Source organism: Proteus sp. NMG38-2 (genome assembly GCF_020640995.1).
Taxonomy (GTDB): Bacteria; Pseudomonadota; Gammaproteobacteria; order Enterobacterales; family Enterobacteriaceae; genus Proteus.
This window is the reverse complement of the sequence record NZ_CP085481.1, coordinates 2,864,087-2,880,759: the sequence shown is the minus strand read 5'-3', so window position 1 is coordinate 2,880,759 and position 16,673 is coordinate 2,864,087. Positions and strand designations below refer to the sequence as shown.

Annotated in this window: 17 protein-coding genes; 13 read left to right on the top strand and 4 right to left on the bottom strand. The window is 38.2% G+C overall.

Going from position 1 to position 16,673, the window contains the following annotated elements; genetic code table 11:
• Window positions 1–5 precede the first annotated feature (5 nt).
• The 5 genes from LG402_RS13820 to LG402_RS13800 all read left to right on the top strand — a co-directional run bounded on the left by LG402_RS13820 (window position 6) and on the right by LG402_RS13800 (window position 4,712).
• Entirely contained in the window at window positions 6–626 is a 621-nt protein-coding gene (locus LG402_RS13820; RefSeq protein WP_227335761.1) for a YfgM family protein, read from the top strand.
• Window positions 627–640: 14 nt separating this feature from the next.
• Window positions 641–1,813 carry an outer membrane protein assembly factor BamB gene (gene bamB, locus LG402_RS13815; RefSeq protein ID WP_227335760.1) on the top strand — a complete coding sequence of 391 codons (1,173 nt, stop codon included), beginning with the start codon at window positions 641–643 and terminating at the stop codon, window positions 1,811–1,813.
• 119 nt (window positions 1,814–1,932) lie between these two features.
• On the top strand, window positions 1,933–3,423 hold the full coding sequence (gene der, locus LG402_RS13810; RefSeq protein WP_109407312.1) for a ribosome biogenesis GTPase Der: 1,491 nt from the start codon (window positions 1,933–1,935) through the stop codon (window positions 3,421–3,423).
• A 203-nt stretch (window positions 3,424–3,626) separates the two neighbouring features.
• Window positions 3,627–4,196 (top strand): hypothetical protein, encoded by a 570-nt coding sequence (locus LG402_RS13805; RefSeq protein WP_166540775.1) that lies wholly within the window; start codon window positions 3,627–3,629, stop codon window positions 4,194–4,196.
• 168 nt (window positions 4,197–4,364) lie between these two features.
• Entirely contained in the window at window positions 4,365–4,712 is a 348-nt protein-coding gene (locus tag LG402_RS13800; protein ID WP_227335759.1) for a hypothetical protein, read from the top strand.
• Window positions 4,713–4,933: 221 nt separating this feature from the next.
• Here LG402_RS13800 and hemF read toward each other — a convergent pair whose 3' ends face one another.
• On the bottom strand, window positions 4,934–5,842 hold the full coding sequence (gene hemF / locus LG402_RS13795) for an oxygen-dependent coproporphyrinogen oxidase (protein WP_109407310.1): 909 nt from the start codon (window positions 5,840–5,842) through the stop codon (window positions 4,934–4,936).
• Between the two features lie 133 nt (window positions 5,843–5,975).
• Between hemF and LG402_RS13790 the strand changes: the two genes are divergently transcribed.
• From LG402_RS13790 to cysM, 8 genes are all read left to right on the top strand, one after another.
• Window positions 5,976–6,413, top strand: a complete 438-nt coding sequence (locus LG402_RS13790; protein ID WP_166540773.1) for a GNAT family acetyltransferase — start codon at window positions 5,976–5,978, stop codon at window positions 6,411–6,413.
• Between the two features lie 333 nt (window positions 6,414–6,746).
• Complete coding sequence (locus LG402_RS13785; RefSeq protein ID WP_227335758.1) at window positions 6,747–7,364, top strand: RpoE-regulated lipoprotein; 618 nt, start codon at window positions 6,747–6,749, stop codon at window positions 7,362–7,364.
• A gap of 120 nt (window positions 7,365–7,484) precedes the next feature.
• A complete protein-coding gene (locus LG402_RS13780; RefSeq protein ID WP_227335757.1) occupies window positions 7,485–8,381 on the top strand; it encodes a Dyp-type peroxidase in 897 nt (298 codons plus the stop codon).
• Between the two features lie 235 nt (window positions 8,382–8,616).
• The gene (gene cysP / locus LG402_RS13775) at window positions 8,617–9,636 is read left to right on the top strand and encodes a thiosulfate ABC transporter substrate-binding protein CysP (RefSeq protein WP_166540771.1); all 1,020 of its coding nucleotides are present in this window, start codon (window positions 8,617–8,619) and stop codon (window positions 9,634–9,636) included.
• Window positions 9,636–10,469: a sulfate/thiosulfate ABC transporter permease CysT gene (cysT, locus tag LG402_RS13770; RefSeq protein ID WP_072068681.1), complete on the top strand. Its 834-nt coding sequence runs from the start codon at window positions 9,636–9,638 to the stop codon at window positions 10,467–10,469. The genes cysP and cysT overlap by 1 nt, the downstream gene beginning before the upstream one ends.
• On the top strand, window positions 10,469–11,311 hold the full coding sequence (cysW, locus tag LG402_RS13765; protein WP_227335756.1) for a sulfate/thiosulfate ABC transporter permease CysW: 843 nt from the start codon (window positions 10,469–10,471) through the stop codon (window positions 11,309–11,311). Before cysT ends, cysW begins: the two co-directional genes overlap by 1 nt.
• A 32-nt stretch (window positions 11,312–11,343) precedes the next feature.
• A complete protein-coding gene (gene cysA, locus LG402_RS13760; RefSeq protein WP_109407305.1) occupies window positions 11,344–12,432 on the top strand; it encodes a sulfate/thiosulfate ABC transporter ATP-binding protein CysA in 1,089 nt (362 codons plus the stop codon).
• A 169-nt stretch (window positions 12,433–12,601) separates the two neighbouring features.
• Window positions 12,602–13,486, top strand: coding sequence for a cysteine synthase CysM (cysM, locus tag LG402_RS13755; RefSeq protein ID WP_109407304.1), 885 nt, complete (start codon window positions 12,602–12,604; stop codon window positions 13,484–13,486).
• A 210-nt stretch (window positions 13,487–13,696) separates the two neighbouring features.
• Here cysM and crr read toward each other — a convergent pair whose 3' ends face one another.
• The 3 genes from crr to ptsH all read right to left on the bottom strand — a co-directional run bounded on the left by crr (window position 13,697) and on the right by ptsH (window position 16,379).
• Window positions 13,697–14,206 (bottom strand): PTS glucose transporter subunit IIA, encoded by a 510-nt coding sequence (crr, locus tag LG402_RS13750; RefSeq protein ID WP_036935451.1) that lies wholly within the window; start codon window positions 14,204–14,206, stop codon window positions 13,697–13,699.
• 49 nt (window positions 14,207–14,255) lie between these two features.
• Complete coding sequence (ptsI, locus tag LG402_RS13745; protein WP_227335755.1) at window positions 14,256–15,983, bottom strand: phosphoenolpyruvate-protein phosphotransferase PtsI; 1,728 nt, start codon at window positions 15,981–15,983, stop codon at window positions 14,256–14,258.
• A 138-nt stretch (window positions 15,984–16,121) separates the two neighbouring features.
• Entirely contained in the window at window positions 16,122–16,379 is a 258-nt protein-coding gene (ptsH, locus tag LG402_RS13740; RefSeq protein ID WP_006533407.1) for a phosphocarrier protein Hpr, read from the bottom strand.
• Between the last annotated feature and the right edge of the window lie 294 nt (window positions 16,380–16,673).

Genomic DNA, 16,673 nt, shown 5'->3' with positions numbered 1-16,673 from the left:
GACTTGTGGAAGTTTATAGCACCGAAAACGAACAAGTTGATGCAATTAAACAGTTTATAAAAAATTACGGTTTAACCATTGTTTTAGCTGCAGTTATTGGTTTTGGTGGTGTGTTTGGTTGGAAATATTGGCAATCACATCAAACAAATCGCCTGCAAGAAAGTGCAGGGGCTTTTGCAACAGTGAGTGAAGCACTCGCTAAACCGACCCCTGAAAATATTGCGTTAGCCGAAAAATTTGTTACAGATACAAATGATATTTATGGCGCATTAGCGTCATTAGAACTTGCACAGATTGCTATTGATGCTAATGACTTAGTTAATGGTGAGCGTCATCTGACAACCGCTGTTGCAAAAGTAAAAAATGATGCATTTGCAGATATGCTTAATCTTCGTTTAGCTCGCGTACAATTAGCATTAGATAAAACTGATGCAGCTTTGATTTCGTTAGAGCAAGTGAAAGGCAAAGCATGGAATGGAATGAAAAATTATATCCGTGGTGATGTATTAGCGAAAAAAGGCGATAATGCAGGTGCAGCAACGGCTTATCGTAGCGCATTAACAGATGAAAATGCGGGTGCTATTCGCTCACTGGTTGAACTTAAACTCAATAATTTATCCAATTAAAGGGATCTTCAGACATGCAACTGCGTAAAACTCTCCTGGTTGGTCTACTAGCATCTGCTTTATTGGCAGGGTGTTCTAGTGAACAGGATAATGTGACAATGTCTCCATTACCTGAGGTGCAGAGCCAATTTACACCTAGAGCTGTTTGGGACAAATCAGTTGGAAATGGTATTGGTAAATACTATTCTCACTTGTCACCAACATGGGATGGCCCAGTTGTCTATGTCGCTGATCGCCATGGTTTAGTTAAAGCGTTAGATTTGGAAACAGGTAAAGAGCTTTGGTCACAAGATCTCTCTATTAAAACCGGTTTTCTTTCATCTAATGAATCCGCATTACTTTCTGGTGGGCTGACTGTTTCAGGTACTCGTGTTTTTGTGGGAACTGAAAAAGCCAAAGTCTATGCGCTAAATACTGATAATGGTTCTATTGATTGGGAAACCGATGTTGCAGGGGAAGCCATTTCAAAACCTGTTGTTAGTGATGGATTAGTGCTTATTCATACCAGCAATGGCTTATTGCAAGGATTGGATTTATTAACTGGCGAAATATCATGGACAGTTAATTTAGATACCCCATCATTATCTCTTCGTGGTGAATCTGCGCCAGCTGTCGCTTATGGTGCTGCAATTATTGGTGCAGATAATGGCCGTGTCAGTGCAGTTATCCTTTCTCAAGGACAGCTGATTTGGCAACAAAATATTTCACAAATTAAAGGCTCAACAGAAATTAGCCGATTAAATGATGTGGATATGACACCTATTATTGATGAAAATACAGTATATGCAATGGCATATAACGGTAGCTTAGTTAGCCTTGATATGCGTTCTGGACAAATTCTTTGGAAACGCGATTTAGGTTCAGTCAATGATATGGTGCTATTAGGTGATAATCTTTACCTTGTTGACCAAAATGACCGAGTTTTATCTGTTCGTAAATCTGATGGTGTGACATTATGGACACAAGAAGATTTATTGCATCGTAATTTAACCGCACCTGCTATTTTTGATGGCTATTTAGTGGTTGGTGATGCAGAAGGTTATCTCCATTGGATTGATACTTCGACAGGTAAATTCATTGCACAAAACGAAGTGAATAGCTCTGGTTTATTAAGTCGTCCTCAAGCGGTAAATGATAAACTGATGATCCAAGCTCGTGACGGTAAGCTTTATCTTTATAGTCGGTAATTAATTACTGACAAATCTATTTATTTTACGGCTCCTTTAAAGGAGCCGTTTCGTCTTTTTAGTAATTACATGTAAAATACAATCAGAATTATGATTGTATTTTTATGAGGCATCAAAAAATGATACCCGTTATTGCCTTAGTAGGGCGCCCTAACGTGGGTAAATCCACGTTATTTAATCGACTAACACGCACCAGAGACGCATTAGTTGCCGATTTTCCAGGCCTCACTCGTGACCGTAAATACGGTCGTGCAGAGTTAGAGGGCGAAGAGTTTATTATTATTGATACTGGTGGTATTGATGGTGCTGAAGAGGGTGTTGAAACCCATATGGCATCACAATCATTACAGGCAATTCAAGAAGCCGACGTTGTACTCTTTTTAGTTGATGCACGTGCCGGTTTAATGCCAGCAGACCAAGGCATTGCCAAACATCTTCGTGGTGTTGAGAAAAAAACATATCTAGTTGCGAATAAAACAGACGGTATTGATACTGATACAGCATTAGCTGATTTCTATTCTTTAGGTTTAGGTGAAATTTTCCCAATTGCGGCTTCTCATGGTCGTGGTGTGGCTCAATTAATTGAACAAGCATTATTACCGATTACAGGAAAAGTGGTTGAAGAAGAAAAAGAGCTGACTGAAGAAGAAGAGAATGCAGCATATTGGGCTGCATTAGAAGCTGAGCAAGAAGCACAAGCATTAGAAGAGGAAGAAGATGACTTCGATCCTTCTACATTACCTGTAAAATTGGCGATTGTTGGTCGCCCTAATGTAGGTAAATCGACGCTGACAAATCGTATGCTTGGTGAAGATCGTGTTGTTGTTTACGATATGCCTGGTACAACCCGCGACAGTATTTACATTCCAATGGAACGAGATGATAAAGAATATATCATCATCGATACAGCAGGCGTTCGTAAGCGCGGCAAAGTGAAAGAAACTGTAGAAAAATTCTCTGTTATCAAAACGCTGCAAGCGATTGAAGATTCTAATGTTGCATTGTTAGTTATTGATGCGCGTGAAGGTATCTCAGACCAAGATCTTTCATTACTAGGTTATATCTTGAATGCGGGTCGTTCATTAGTGATTGCTGTTAATAAATGGGATGGCATGACACAAGACGATCGTGAACAAGTAAAAGCCATGCTTGATCTTAAACTGGGCTTTGTTGACTTTGCGCGAGTTCACTTTATTTCTGCATTACATGGTAGTGGTGTAGGTAATCTTTTTGAATCTATTCAAGAAGCTTATGTCTGTGCAACGCGTCGCGTAGGTACATCAATGCTCACTCGTATCATGAAGATGGCTGAAGATGATCACCAGCCACCAATTGTTCGTGGACGCCGTGTAAAAATGAAATATGCACACGCTGGTGGTTATAATCCACCTGTTGTAGTTATTCATGGTAATCAGGTAACTGATTTACCAGATAGCTATAAGCGTTATTTGATGAACTATTTCCGTCGTACTCTGCAAGTTATGGGGACGCCAATCCGTATTCAATTTAAAGAGGGTGAAAACCCTTATGCGGATAAGAAAAATAAATTAACACAATCTCAGTTGCGTAAACGTAAGCGTTTAATGTCACATTTGAAGAAATCAAAATAAGTTAATTTAGTACCAAAATAAAAACTGAGTTCAATTTATAATGAACTCAGTTTTTTTTATCTCTAAGCATTATTTTTGGCTGCTTTCTTTCTATTATTGACGTGCTAACATCGCTAAGATAATTTAGTCTCTATTATTTATAAAAATATTTATCACTGCCAGCTATAAAACTGGTGTTCCTTTCTTATTTTTGAGAAATATCTATGCTTAGAGTTATTCTTCTTTTTATTCTTTTGGGATATCAACATGTTGCTTTTAGTAGCAATGGTTCGGATGATTTTTCTATTGGACTCGTTTCTAATAAAGAAGATGGACTTTTTTTATACACCGATAAAGCGATACTTACAGGGCAATCTGTTTATACTTGCTTTAATGATCTTACAGATAAAAACAACGATCGTTGCTTATCATTAAAAGGTGAAGATTTTACCATTTCAGACAAGCACAATGTGGTTTATGATCCTGTTGACGATAAAATAACTTATACATTTATTTATAATAAAAAAACGATGCAACTTGCACATTTTATGGATGAGTTGTCAGTATCTGTTATTTACCCTAATAACCCTAAGCAAGAAAATGCAGTTAAAATCACAGGTGTTTTAAAGCAAGTTGAAATTACCTTTAATGAAAACAAAGTGAATATAACGAATTGCTATAGCTCTGAGGGAATACATATTTATAATAAAGATAATCTGAAAAAATATCACTTATATTATTATTTAGGCTTTGATGTTATTTCAGATTGCCCTGATGAGTTATTTGAAGAATAAAAAAAGCATCATTTAAACAAGGTGTTACTCCTTATTTGATATTGATTTCATTAATTTTTTTAATTTAATTATCATATAATGATATGTTTTTCATAAAAACTTAATTTAATTTTTCAAATAATAATTTAAAATGTAATTGATTCCTATTCGTCTTAATGAGCTATTATTTTGAAAAAAACAATTATCATTGCATCAATTTTTATGCTTTCTGCTTGTGCAACACCTGAAAAATGGGAAGCAAACACCAGCACACCATCTCCTTTAGATATCGCTAAAAATATGTGTATGCAAGAAGCCAATGCACGATATCCTGCGAGATATGTGGCTTCAAGTCAGCCTTCTTTTGCTCCAATGAAAATAAATGGTAAAGATATTTCAACTTCAGGGGCAGGGACATCTTTTCCTTCAGATGCGAATGAATGGCAGCGTAGGGATTATTTTAATACCTGTATGAGAGGAGAAGGCTGGGAAAATAAAAATAAAGTTACAGGATTACTGGCCTTTTTGTTTAATTGACTTTTAGTTAGTTAAACAAAACAAGTTAAAAATGAATTAAACACCCTGAATTTATAATAAATTCAGGGTTGTTTTTTTCAGCATTAAGTAATGTGATATCAATGGTAAGCATGCTACCTATCGCATCAATATAACGTTTAAGTATTGATAGTTTAAGGTCATTATCAGCACGTTATATTTTGGCGGTCGCGTGTGGCTGTACCTTTAATGATTTATTTTCTTTATACCCACTCTTTTTGGATCAAAAAGTCACTGTATAGCTTTGCTTCTGGAGTATCTGGCTCAGGCGAATAATCATATTCAAAACGGACCAAAGGTGGCATAGACATCAAAATAGACTCTGTTCTTCCACCACTTTGCAAGCCAAATAAAGTTCCTCTATCCCACACTAAATTAAACTCAACATAGCGACCACGGCGATAGAGTTGGAATTGGCGCTCACGCTCTCCCCAAGGCATTGATTTGCGTTTTTCAACTATAGGTAAGTAAGCATCAATATAACCAAGGCCGACACATTGAACAAACTCGAAACAATGGTCAAAATCTGGTGTATTTAAATCATCAAAGAAAAGCCCACCGACACCACGGGGTTCGTTGCGGTGTTTAATATAAAAGTAATCATCACACCATTTTTTATAACGTGGATAATAATCTTCACTAAAAGGGGTACAAACAGATTTAGCAACCTTATGCCAATGAATAACGTCTTCTTCAAATCCATAATAAGGTGTTAAATCAAAACCACCGCCAAACCACCAAATGGGATCTTCACCTTCTTTTTCAGCAATAAAAAAACGCACATTAGCATGAGAGGTAGGAATATAAGGATTAAGAGGGTGAATAACTAATGAAACACCCATTGCTTGGAAACGGCGTCCGGCTAATTCAGGACGATGTGCTGTTGCCGATTTAGGGAGTGACTCACCATAGACATGTGAAAAATTAACACCTGCTTGTTCGAAAAGTGCGCCATTGGTTAAAACGCGAGTACGGCCACCACCACCTTCTTTTCTTTCCCAATTATCTTGCTGAAAAGTAGCTTTTTGGTCTATGTTTTCAAGAGAGTGACAAATCGTATCTTGTAGTGATAAGAAAAATTCTTTAACGCGATGAATATCAGGTAAATTCATAATAACCTACAATTTTTATCATATTTATTAAAAATAGAACTCCATATTGTCTATGTTCTCATTTTCAAGTTGATTCATAAACCAAACAAGCGATAATAAATTCAGATTTGTATGAACAATAACAGGCAAAACCATGGAAATACGTGTATTTCGCCAAGATGATTTTGAGGCAATTATTACACTTTGGGAACGTTGCGATTTAATTTCGCCAGAGAACGATCCCGAAATTGATATTGAAAGAAAAATAAACCATTCACCTGATTTATTTCTGATTGCAGAAGTGGCCGGTGAACTAGTGGGGAGTGTAATGGGGGGCTACGATGGTCATCGTGGATCTTTATACTATTTAGGGGTTCACCCAGACTTTCGTGGCAGAGGCATTGCGAATGCATTGATCTCTCGATTAGAAAAAAAACTGATCGCGAAAGGATGCCCACAAATTACATTAGTTGTACCAGAAGAAAATGATGCAACGATTTTTATGTTTGAAAAGCTGTTGTATGAAGATCAAAACCAAGAAAGTACAACTTATACTAAACGATTAATTGTCGATCAGGATTTTGATCTCTAACATGACATAAGCCCTCAATATTTTGAGGGTTACTCTTACTTTTGTGTTTGTCTTTTCTGTTTCTCTATTTTTATCCCACACTTTATTCCCTTATTTTATACGTAAAATCTGATATTGCTTTTTCTGTGGAACAAACCGTGATGTAAAGGGTCGTAACTAGGCTTTCTTTTTCATGAGATTATTCGACGTTAAATTAGGTAATACTTTGTTATGCTAATTTATTGTGGGTGTTTTAGTCTGATGATTGAGGTGCGGTAAAGAGTAAGATAAGGTGTGCCTAATGACATCAATATCTATTTTAATGAGTGATGAAAAAGTTTAACGGAGAAATAAATGATGCCTAAATTTTGGTTACCCTTGTGTTTAAGCACAAGCGTTTTGCTATTAAGTGGCTGTTCATCCATGGGAGGAATGTCTTTTTCTGCACTAAATCCGATGAATTGGTTCTCAAATGATACGCTAACCGTTTCCGCTAATGGATTAGGTAATATTACAAACTCAACAAAAATTACAGAAAATGATATTAAGAATGAGTTAGGAAGTCGCTTTCATTATCGTGAAGGTATGGAAATGCAAGGCAATGATATTATCGTCGTTGTTCAGGGCCTAGATGATAATAAAATTCAAGTGGCTTTCTACGGCAAAGAAAAAGGCACAGTAGAGAAAATAGAAGTCTTTGATGCCAAGGCAACGACAGATTGGGGTACAACTATTGGTACACCATTTAAAGATATCTATAAAAAAGCCTTTGGTGCATGCAGCAAAGGCCCTAAGGATGAAAAACAGAGAACAATTTTATGTCAATCCACAGAAGCTAAATCGGTGAGTTATGTCTTTAGTGGACAATGGGATGGTCCTGATGGATTGATGCCACCGGATGAAGTTTTATCAAATTGGACGTTAACGCAAATTATTTGGCAGAACAAAACGCCTACACGCTATTCTCTATAATATATGGAAGATTTTATAATCAGACTGTCTGATATTTGTTAAAAGGCAAATCTTCGGAAAAAAATATTCGATATAATTAACATTATTCCGAGCGTTTTGATTATTGATTAGGGAAGCAATATGTCTCATGCACAAAGTGGCATTTTAGTCGCACATAGTAAATTTGGTCTTTTTATCGAAGCAATGGTCGTGGGTGAATTAGAATTTCTGCGTCAAGGATGTCAGAAATTTATGCAATCATTATCTGATTTACAAAAGCAATTTCCTGATGCGTCATTAGGCGCAGTTGTTGCATTTGGCTCTGATCTTTGGAAAAAATTATCAGATGAAAACAGTGCTCCTGAGCTAAAACCTTTTCGCCCATTAGGTAAAGGTTTAGCACCAGCGACACAACGTGATCTGCTTATTCACATTCAATCTATGCGCCATGATGTGAACTTTTCATTGGCACAAGCGGCAATTGCAGCTTTTGGGAATGTGATTAAAGTTGAAGAAGAAATTCATGGTTTCCGTTGGATAGAAGAGCGTGATTTAAGTGGTTTTATTGATGGTACTGAAAACCCACAAGATGATGAACGCTACGGTGTTGCATTGATTAATGATGGTGTAGATGCTGGTGGTAGTTATGTTTTAGTTCAACGTTATGAGCATAACCTAAAAAAATGGGCTCGTTTTAGTGAATCAGATCAAGAAAAAATGATCGGTCGAACTAAAAAAGACAGTGTTGAACTTGATGAATCAGAACGTAATGTCACATCTCATGTTTCTCGTGTTGTGATTGAAGAAGATGGCGAAGAGTTGGCAATTTTACGTCACAGCCTCCCTTACGGTACTGCAAGTGGTAAACATGGTTTATATTTCTTAGCTTATTGTGGTCGTTTATATAATATTGAACAGCAATTACTAAGTATGTTTGGTGAATTAGATGGTAAACACGATGACTTATTACGTATGAGTAAGCCTGTTACAGGAAGTTATTACTTTGCTCCATCTTATGAAGTCTTAAAAGCACTATAAATTGCCAAGCATTAAATAATTTTTTATTGATAAAATGCCTGCTTTAATCGCAGGCATTTTTGTCTGAATTTTTTTCACATTAATTCCAATTGATGTAAATTTAATTAATTAGCTTGCGTTTTACTCAATTTTAATAGCTTTCAGTTATATCAAATAACAAAAGCTAACTACACTGTTATAAATAAAGCCGATAAAGTAACCATTAGAATAAAACTTACAATGATGGGTACTTTTGATGAAGAAAAACACAATCAGAACCTTTGCATTACAAGCAACTACAGCATTGTCTTTGGTTGTCAGCAGTTATGCAGGGGCTGCTCAATTACTTAATAGCTCTTATGACATTGCGCGAGAGTTATTCACACAGCTAAATAGTGATTTTAAAACTCAGTGGGATGCACAGCATCCTGATGACAAAGTGACTATCAAACAATCTCATGCTGGTTCTTCTAAGCAAGCACTTGCGATATTGCAAGGGCTACCTGCTGATGTAGTGACATATAACCAAGTGACCGATGTGCAAATTCTGCATGATAAAGGCAAGCTTATTCCTGCGGATTGGCAACAACGTCTTCCTAATAATAGCTCACCTTATTATTCCACTATGGCGTATTTAGTGCGCAAAGGTAATCCTAAAAATATTACGACATGGGAGGATTTAACTCGCGAAGATGTCAAAGTGGTTTTCCCTAATCCAAAAACATCAGGTAATGGGCGCTATACCTATTTAGCTGCTTGGGGAGCTTTTGAAAAAGCCTATGGTAATGATGAGAAAACCCAAGAAGCAATGAAAAAGTTCCTTAAAAATGTTGAAGTGTTTGATACAGGAGGGCGTGGCGCTACAACCTCTTTTATTGAGCGTGGTCTTGGGGATGTGCTGATCAGTTTTGAATCCGAAGTTAATAATATTCGCCAGCAATATGGTGAAGATGAATATCAAGTTATTGTGCCACCCGTAGATATTCTAGCTGAGTTTCCAGTCGCTTGGATTGATAAAAATGTGCAACGTAATGACACAGAAACATTGGCAAAAGCTTACCTCAATTATTTATACAGTCCTAAAGCACAAGAGATCATCACGCAATTTAACTATCGCGTGAATGATAAAGCTGTTATGGCTCAAAAAGCAGCACAATTTCCAGCAACATCTTTATTTACCGTTGAAGAGATATTTGGTGACTGGAATAACGTGATGAAAACGCATTTCACAACTGATGGCATGCTTGACAAGTTATTAGCGCAAGGACGTCAATAATGTTTACCACAACCAGTAAACGAGTATTACCGGGATTTGGATTAAGCTTAGGCGGAACACTGTTTTATACCTGCTTGATCTTACTATTACCAATGAGTGCGCTGGTTGTGCAACTTTCTGATATGAGCTGGGCGCAATATTGGGCCGTCATAACGCATCCCCAAATTGTTGCCGCGTATAAAGTCACACTACTTGCGGCTGCGGTTGCCAGTATTTTTAATGCTATTTTTGGCATGTTGCTTGCGTGGATCATTACACGTTACCGTTTTCCAGGTAGACAACTACTTGATGGTTTAATGGACTTGCCTTTTGCTTTACCTACTGCGGTTGCAGGATTGACGCTCGCTACTCTGTTTTCAACGCAAGGTTGGTATGGCTTTGTGTTAGATAAATTTGATATCAAAGTAATTAACACATGGATTGGTATCGCTGTTGCGATGGCTTTTACCAGTTTACCTTTTGTAGTAAGAACGGTTCAGCCAGTGCTTGAAGAGTTAGGCCCAGAGTATGAAGAGGCCGCTGAAACGCTAGGAGCGAGCCGTTGGCAAACATTTCGTAAAGTTGTATTACCTGAATTATCACCCGCGCTAATTGCTGGAACCGCGCTCTCTTTTACACGCAGTTTGGGGGAGTTTGGTGCCGTTATTTTTATTGCCGGTAATATTGCATGGCAAACAGAAGTGGTTTCCTTGATGATTTTTATTCGATTACAAGAGTTTGATTATCCTGCAGCTAGTGCTGTGGCTTCTGTGATTTTACTTGTTTCTTTAGTCTTACTGTTTTCAATTAATGGATTGCAAAGCCGATTTGGACAACGGTTGAGGGGGCATTGATGTCAGATATTATACAGCAACGCTCTATTTATCGTCGCCAGATTGATTGGATAAAATGGGGATTAATCCTTACAGGCGTTGTGTTATCCATTTTATTTTTAGTTGTGCCTATAGCGTGGATCTTTATGACCGCGTTTTCAAAAGGTATTGAAATATTTACTGAAAACTTATTAGACGGCGATATGTTACATGCTGTCTGGTTAACGGTATTAATCGCGTTAATCACCGTACCTGTCAATATGTTGTTTGGTGTCAGTATGGCATGGCTGGTTACTCGCTTTCGTTTCCCAGGACGCCAACTATTAATGACACTAATTGATATTCCTTTTGCGGTATCGCCCGTTGTCGCTGGACTGCTCTACTTACTTTTTTACGGTAGTAATGGATGGGCAGGGCAATGGTTATCTCAGTTTGATATTCAGCTTATGTTTTCATGGCCGGGAATGGTATTAGTTACGGTGTTTGTCACTTGCCCTTTTGTGGTTAGAGAACTGGTGCCGGTGATGATGAGTCAAGGTAGCCAAGAAGATGAAGCCGCTGTGTTATTAGGAGCGAGTGGATGGAAAATGTTTTGGCGTGTGACATTACCGAATATTCGCTGGGCATTGTTATATGGTGTGGTATTAACCAATGCCAGAGCCATTGGTGAGTTCGGGGCTGTTTCAGTGGTATCTGGTGCTATTCGTGGTGAAACCTATTCACTGCCGTTACAAGTTGAATTGCTACATCAAGATTACAATACCGTTGGTGCCTTTACGGCCGCCGCATTACTCGCCATGATGGCGATATTCACCTTAATGTTTAAAAGTGCATTGCAATGGCACTTAGCGCGTCAGCAATGACATCATTATTGACACAAAAGTAGAGGCAAAATATGAGTATTGAAATTAATAACGTCACAAAATATTTTGATCGCACCGAAGTGTTGCATGATGTCAGTCTTGATGTCGCTTCAGGTGAAATGGTGGCATTGTTAGGGCCTTCAGGATCAGGAAAAACAACACTTTTACGTATTATTGCGGGATTAGAACATCAAACCCAAGGGAAAATCTGTTTTGAAGGACAAGATGTTAGTCGATTACATGCTCGTTCACGTAAAGTCGGTTTTGTTTTTCAGCATTATGCGCTGTTTCGCCATATGACCGTATTTGAGAATATTGCATTTGGCTTAACCGTATTACCACGTCGTGAAAGACCAAGCAAAGATGCTATTCATAAAAAAGTGACCCAACTATTGGAGATGATCCAATTGCCTCACTTAGCTCAACGTTATCCTGCACAATTATCGGGTGGGCAAAAACAGCGGGTGGCTTTAGCAAGGGCTTTGGCTGTTGAACCTCAAATTTTACTACTCGATGAGCCTTTTGGCGCTCTAGACGCAAAAGTAAGAACAGAATTACGCCGTTGGTTACGTGAGTTGCATGAAGAACTTAAATTTACTAGCGTTTTTGTGACTCATGATCAACAAGAAGCAATGGAAGTGGCTGATCGCATTGTGATAATGGGGAATGGAAAAATAGAACAAGTAGGTACACCACAAGAAGTGTGGCAATCACCTTCAAGCCGTTTTGTACTCGAATTTCTAGGTGATGTTAATCATCTACAAGGTGAGATTAATGGCGCACAATTACATATTGGGGGCTATCACTTGCCATTATCGGTGACACCGCTTTATCAAGGTGAAGTAGATGTATTTTTACGTCCTTGGGAAATAGCATTAAGTACACATGAAAATAGTGTCTGTCGATTACCGGTTAAAGTCATTGAGGTTTCACCTAAAGGACATTATTGGCAATTGATTTTACAACCCATTGGATGGAGTAAAACGCCAATTACGGCAGTATGGAATGAGATGTCTTTAACGCCAGCAAAAGGAAACACCTATTATATGGGAGGTGCCCAAGCCCGTTTATATTCGGGTGATACTCCCTTAAAAACCGTGTCGTTGGCGTATACCGCGTAATTATATTTCTCATTGTACTTTCTAATTATCACCCATGCCTATTTTTAAGCATGGGTGTTTTGGTTTTGACAATAGCCTAAAGTTATCTAAATACGTTAATGCTATTGCGTTAATAAGTTAAATGTGATTTCTTCATTAATACAGACAAATAAATGAGCAGGGACTTATTGTGGCAGGGTTAGAACAATTTATTGGTAATACACCATTAGTAAAACTACAACGACTTACGCAAGAAGTAGACGCTGAAATCTGGGTTAAACTTGAAGGTAATAACCCAGCAGGTTCAGTGAAAGACAGAGCCGCATTATCTATGATTGAACAAGCAGAATTACGTGGTGAAATAAAGCCAGGTGATACGCTTATTGAGGCAACTAGTGGTAATACTGGGATTGCCTTAGCCATGATTGCAGCGGTAAAAGGTTACCGTTTAAAGCTGTTAATGCCTGAGAATATGAGTAAAGAACGTCAAGCATCAATGCAAGCTTATGGCGCAGAATTGATTTTAGTGAGTCGTGAAGTCGGTATGGAAGGTGCACGAGATCTCGCACAACAAATGGAACAGCAGGGAGAGGGAAAAGTATTAGATCAATTTAATAACCCAGATAATCCAAGAGCCCATTTTTTGTCAACAGGCCCCGAAATTTGGCAACAGACGCAAGGTCGTATTACACATTTTGTTTCGAGTATGGGAACAACGGGGACGATCACCGGTGTGGGTAGTTACTTAAAAACACAATCTGATAGTGTGCAAATTATTGGACTTCAGCCAGAAGAAAAAAGCCAAATTCCAGGTATTCGTCGCTGGTCGCCCGCTTATTTGCCGGGAATTTTTAAAAAAGAGCTGGTGGATAGTGTGATTGATATGTCTCAAACCGAAGCAGAATCAACGATGCGCCTTTTAGCAAGTCAAGAGGGTATCTTCTGTGGTGTGAGTTCTGGAGGCGCTGTTGCTGGCGCTCTGCGCGTTGCAAAAGAAAATCCAGGGGCAGTGATTGTGGCCATTGTGTGTGATAGAGGGGATCGTTATTTATCAACAGGCGTTTACTCGTCATAATTCAAGTTGTAGCGTTGTTGACTGCGCTCATTCGCACTAGTCACATACTTGTGTATGTTCTTAGCGACTTATTCCCTTGTCGCCTAGCTACACCTTGAATTATTTAGAGTAATAATATCGTCGAATGAGTTAGAGTATTTTTTGGGTTTTGAATATAAAAAAAACCGCCACATTATTGGTGGCGGTTTAAATAGAGAACATCTCAGAAGATTATTTTTTAATCTGAATAATAACGGTTTCACCAACAGTAACTGGGCCTGTCATTTTGGTTAAACCTTGAATTTCATCCATATTAGAAATGACAACTGGCGTTAGAACTGATTTTGCTTTTTCTTCTAATACAGCCAAGTCAAATTCTAAAATAGTATCACCAACTTTTACTTGCTGACCTTCTTCAGCGATACGTTTAAACCCTTCACCTTTCAGTTCAACAGTGTCGATACCGAAGTGGACAAATAACTCGATACCGTTGTCAGACTCAATAGAGAAAGCATGGTTAGTCTCGAAAATTTTACCGATAGTACCATCGACTGGTGCAACAATTTTATTACCAGCAGGTTTGATAGCAATACCGTCACCTACGATTTTTTCAGCGAAAACAACATCAGGAACATCTTCGATATTGACGATTTCACCTGAAAGTGGTGCAACAATATCAATCGTGCCACTGCCTTTCTTTTCCTCTGAAACCAGTGATTTTAATTTATCAAACAGACCCATGAATCTTCTCCTAATTATTGTAGTTGGGACCGGGCTCTGGCTAATGCGATTAGCACAGTGTCTTTTCTTTAGTAAAAGTTTCTACTAAGTCCATCAATTCTTTTGCAGTTGGCTGAGCAAGTGCTTGCCCTGCTAGTGCTCTTGCATCATCGTAATTCGCATTGCGGATCACTTTTTTGATGCGAGGAATTGAAATAGCACTCATACTAAACTCATCTAATCCCATGCCTAGAAGGAGCAGTGTTGCTCGTTCATCTCCAGCAAGTTCACCACACATTCCAGTCCATTTACCTTCAGCATGTGATGCATCAATCACCTGTTTTATCAGGTTGAGTACTGCAGGTGACATTGGATTATATAGATGAGATATCAGCTCATTTCCACGGTCTACAGCCAGAGTATATTGTGTTAGATCGTTAGTCCCAATACTGAAAAAGTCAACTTCTTTTGCCATATGGCGAGCCATTACTGCAGCTGCTGGTGTTTCTACCATCACACCGACTTCAATAGACTCATCAAAAGCTTTATTTTCTTCACGAAGTTGGCTTTTCAATATTTCAAGTTCTGCTTTCAATGCGCGGATCTCTTCAACAGAGATAATCATTGGAAACATAATACGCAGTTTACCAAAAGCAGATGCTCTTAAGATAGCACGTAATTGTGAATGAAGGATCTCTTTACGGTCAAGACAAATACGAATTGCACGCCAACCTAAGAATGGGTTCTCTTCTTTGGGTAGATTCATGTAAGGTAAGTCTTTATCACCGCCAATATCCATAGTACGAATAATGACCGCAGGACTTCCAACCGCTTCTGCTACCGCTTTATAGGCTTGGAATTGCTCATCTTCTGTTGGTAAAGAGTCTCTATCCATAAATAAAAATTCAGTACGATACAGACCAACACCTTCAGCACCGTTACGTTCAGCACCAGCAACATCACGAACTGTACCAATATTAGCGCAAACTTCGACTTGGTGCCCATCAAGTGTAATGGCAGGTAAATCTTTGAGTTTTGCTAATTCTTCTTTTTCGTGCAGATACTCTTCTTTGATGGCTTTTAATGCTTCGAGTTCTTCGTCAGATGGATTAATAATGATTTTGTTATTAATCGCATCAAGAACCAGATAATCGTCTTTTTTAATGGTTTGTGTCGCATTAGATGTGCCCACAATAGCAGGGATTTCTAATGAACGAGCCATAATAGAAGTGTGAGATGTTCTGCCCCCTAAGTCAGTAATAAAGCCTAATACGTTATCTAGGCTTAATTGAGCTGTTTCAGAAGGGGTGAGGTCAGTTGCCACTAGAATAACTTTTTCTGAAATAGCACTTAAATCGATAATTGGCATTTCTAAAATATTACGCATCAAGCGTTTACCAATATCACGAACGTCAGCAGCACGCTCTTTTAAATACTCGTCATCTAATGCTTCTAATGCGGTGGCTTGATCTTCAATAACAGATTGAACAGCAGCTTCGGCAGTTTTTTTGTCGCTTTTGATAAGAGTAACAATTTCTTGTTCCAACTCTTCATCTTCTAACAACATGATATGGCCTTCAAAGATTTCGGCTTTATCTGCACCGAGATTCTTTTCAGCACGCTCTTTAATGATTTCTAGTTGTTGTGCAGATTTATTACGGCCATCTTTAAAGCGCTCGATTTGATTCTCAATTTCATCACTTTGGATCTTACGTTGGCTAATGATGATTGGTTCTTCTTTGAGGAGAAGGGTTTGACCAAATGCGATACCGGGTGATGCTAAAATTCCTGAAATCATAATTTATCCTACGACTTGCTGGTGATAATCTTAAAAGAATAGGATTGCAAAATACTGTTGTTTTAAAATCATCATTAGAGGTTAACTCCCCTGAATGGTTTCAGGGGAATAAATACTGTGCTAATGCTTAATCGCGAATTATTCTAATTCCGCCATTAATTTTACCAGTGCTTCAACGGCTTGCTTTTCGTCTTCGCCTTCAGCAGAGATAGTCACTACAGTACCTTGGGTCAAACCTAAGGTTTGTAATTTGAAAAGGCTCTTAGCACTAGCAGATTTACCACTAGAGATAAGGGTGATATCAGAAGAGAACGTTTTGGCTTCTTTTACAAATTGTGCCGCAGGACGAGTATGTAAGCCGTTTGGTGCTGTAATAGTAACTTCTTGCTGGTACATAGGATTTTTTTCCTTTTATAACTCAATTGTTCACATTAAGTCAGGACTTAGTAAGTGTAGATGAAATTGTCCTGCTTTGCGTAGCTATATCAGATAATATTAAGTCGTAAAGCGTCATCTGATAAAAATAGTGTTCAGGAAAATAAAAGAGGGTGATTTTATCATCTCGGTTATTTTCTGATTAATTTCGACCTTCGAAATAATTAATTGATTAAATACTAAACTCGAAGGAATAAATCACCTGTCTGGATGACAAAGTTTGATCTCTACCACAAAAAAAGCACCTTTAAGGTG